Genomic DNA, 2,905 nt, shown 5'->3' with positions numbered 1-2,905 from the left:
TCGATAACCGCATAAAGAGTTTCTATGAAAAAAACGGCTATACCAATATTCCGTTTGATGGCAATAAAATTCAAAAAATGATTGAAGATTCACAGCTGGAGCTGAACTCTCTCTTTTACAAAATTTGGGGTTCAGACATGGGCTACCACCTGTTAGATAAGTTTTACGATTTCAGGGGTAACGTTTATGAGTTTTTTATGAGCCTTGACAGCAACAACCGTGAATTATTGACAGGAAAAGACTGGTAGCCGATGGATGCAAAAAGGGTCATAGAGCAAATCAATGATGAAGTTTACGAGGTTGTCTCCAATTTTGTCACATTAAAGAAAGCAGGGATTAATTACAAAGCTTGTTGTCCGTTTCACAATGAAAAAACGGCTTCGTTCAGCGTTAACCCGGCAAAAGGTATTTTTAAATGCTTTGGTTGTGATAAAGGCGGTAATGCCATTGAGTTTATTAAGGAGCATGAAAACGTTGAATTTAAAGAGGCAGTCGAAATTGGTGCAAAGCTTTTGAACCTCAATTTTGAATGGAAGAAAAGCACCAATTGGGATGAAGCAAAATTTAAACATGAAGAAAGCCTGAAAATTGCTTGTAGCATAATTGAGAAGTTCTTTTTGGAACAGGTTAATCACAAAGATGCCCAGCAGTATATCAAGGAGCGTAACATGGCTATTCCTGAAAACGGCAGTTTCAATATTGGTTATGCTCCAACGGACAATGCTCTACTGGCCCATGCACGAGAAAAAGGATTAAAAACAGAGATACTTGAAGAAATTGGTGTACTCAAAAGCAACGACAAAGGCGTTTATGATTTTTTTAGAAACCGATTGATATTCCCTGTTTCCAATTCACGAGGTCAGACTATTGCATTTGCAGGGCGTGACCTGAATGAAAATCCGAAGGTCAAGTATTTGAATACGCCTGAAAGTTGCATTTATACTAAAGGCAATGAGCTGTATGCTTTAAATGTGGCTCGCTTTGCCATTAAAAAAAATGACAGAGTATATATAGTTGAAGGTTATTCTGATGTGCTTCGGATGCACGATATAGGTGTGGTAAACACAGTTGCGACTTGCGGAACTGCACTTTCCAATGCACAGACAAAGCTCCTGAAAAAATATACCAATAAGGCTACACTAATTTATGATGGCGATAATGCCGGGCGAAATGCCATGTGCCGAAATGCTGAAATACTGATTAAGAATCAATTTCATGTTTCGGTATTGGTACTCCCGGAAAAACAAGATCCCGATTCTCTTTTCATTGACAACAAAACGTTTCTTCAGTACGATGAACAACAGGAGGATTACATCATCTACAAAACGGCTGAATATGCTGACCGTTTTGCAAATGACCCTGTAAAGAAATCGGAAGTAATAAAACGTATGGCTTCCTTGATATGCTGCTATGATAAAACAAATCAGGAGGTCTATCTTGACTTTGTTTCTGAACAGATTAAACCTAAGAAAGCATGGCAGGATGCTTTAAAGGATTATAGTCAGCCTACCGAGAAGAAGGTTAAGAAAAAAGAAAATATCAGCGATATAATCAAGCTGAAAAAGGAACAACAGGAGAACCTACTTACCAATCAGTTTTATGAAGAAGATGGAGCTTATTGGACGGTTGAAGGCAAGAACCCGAAGCAAATATCCAACTTTACTTTTGAAGCCTTATTCTGTGTATTCCATAAAGACCCACAAGGCAGAACCGACCTGAAATATGTTTTGCGCCTAATGAGCCAATACGGAAGAAAACGCCTGGCTATTATCTCATCCGATGATTTTTGTACCCCTGCATCATTCAAGAAACAGGTACACAGGCGACATGGATTCTTTTGGTACGGTAACGATAGCCAGCTCGACAATATTAAAAATGTGAAACTACTTGGAATACCCGAAGCCAAAGAGTTGGAGCGTGTAGGTTACAATGAGGAAAACCGCTTTTGGGTATTTGCAAACGGCTTGTACTACACTAAAAACTTTCATCCAATTGATGAATACGGTATAACTACCCATGCCACACAAATAAACAACATGGATGAATTTGAAAACATTCCTCCGGAAAGTCAGATACGAATTAACGATACCTTTCATGTACTCAATACTACAGCAGAATTTATCGGTAAGTATGGAAAAGATAAACTAAAGGAGAATATTAAACAGGGCCAGGTGCATTTGTTACATTTCTTCTATCTGCCCTATGGTAAAGCTCTTAAAATCGGTAGTTCCGATGGTGGTAATCCATTCAAAGAAAACTCAAAATATGTGAAGCCGATAAAAGGTAACGATTGGAACTTTGGAAAATGGGCAACTTCAATGAGTAGTGTTTATCCCGGTAATGCCGAATTGTTGATTGCCTATTACATATCAACCGTTTTTAGTGACCTTATCTACAAAGCCAATTTCGGGTACTTCCCTTTATTATTCCTGTTTGGGAAACGCCAATCAGGTAAGAGTACCGCAGCCCGAAGCATCATGTATATGTTTGGCAAGCCTCCGATGGAGGACGGTATTAACCTTGCATCAGGGAGTACAAGTACAGGTATGCAGCGTAGTATGGATTCCACTACCAACCATCCGTTTTGGGGAAATGAATACAAGAACAGCATTCACAAGAATACCATCGAGGCGTTAAAAGGTATTGCCGACCGTAACGGAAAATTGACAGGTGTAAAATCGGGAGGCAACGAAACACGTATTGCCAAGCCCAGGGGTTCGGGTATAATTAGCGGTCAGGATTTGCCAACACAAGACCCTGCTTTATGTAGCCGTAGTTTATTGGGCGAATTTGATGATACCAATCGGGGTAACTATTCCGATTTAAAATCATTTAAAGCAGCCGAGGAAAGTTTACAGTTTACCAATATTACATGTTCCGTTTTTGATTTTCGGTATTTGGTTGA

At 39.2% G+C, this 2,905-nt stretch carries 2 protein-coding genes; both read left to right on the top strand.

What is annotated here, in order from left to right; genetic code table 11:
- The coding region (locus KEM10_RS23505) for a hypothetical protein (RefSeq protein WP_212220741.1) at nt 1-248 on the top strand (248 nt) is incomplete at its 5' end.
- A 3-nt stretch (nt 249-251) separates the two neighbouring features.
- Nucleotides 252-2,905 (top strand): DNA primase (gene dnaG, locus KEM10_RS23500; RefSeq protein ID WP_212220738.1); only part of this gene is annotated, 2,654 nt, incomplete at its 3' end.

The sequence above is a fragment of the Carboxylicivirga linearis genome (genome assembly GCF_018271995.1).
GTDB lineage: Bacteria > Bacteroidota > Bacteroidia > Bacteroidales > Marinilabiliaceae > Carboxylicivirga > Carboxylicivirga linearis.
Note: the sequence above shows the minus strand (reverse complement) of the source record. Positions and strands in the feature narration are given on the sequence as shown.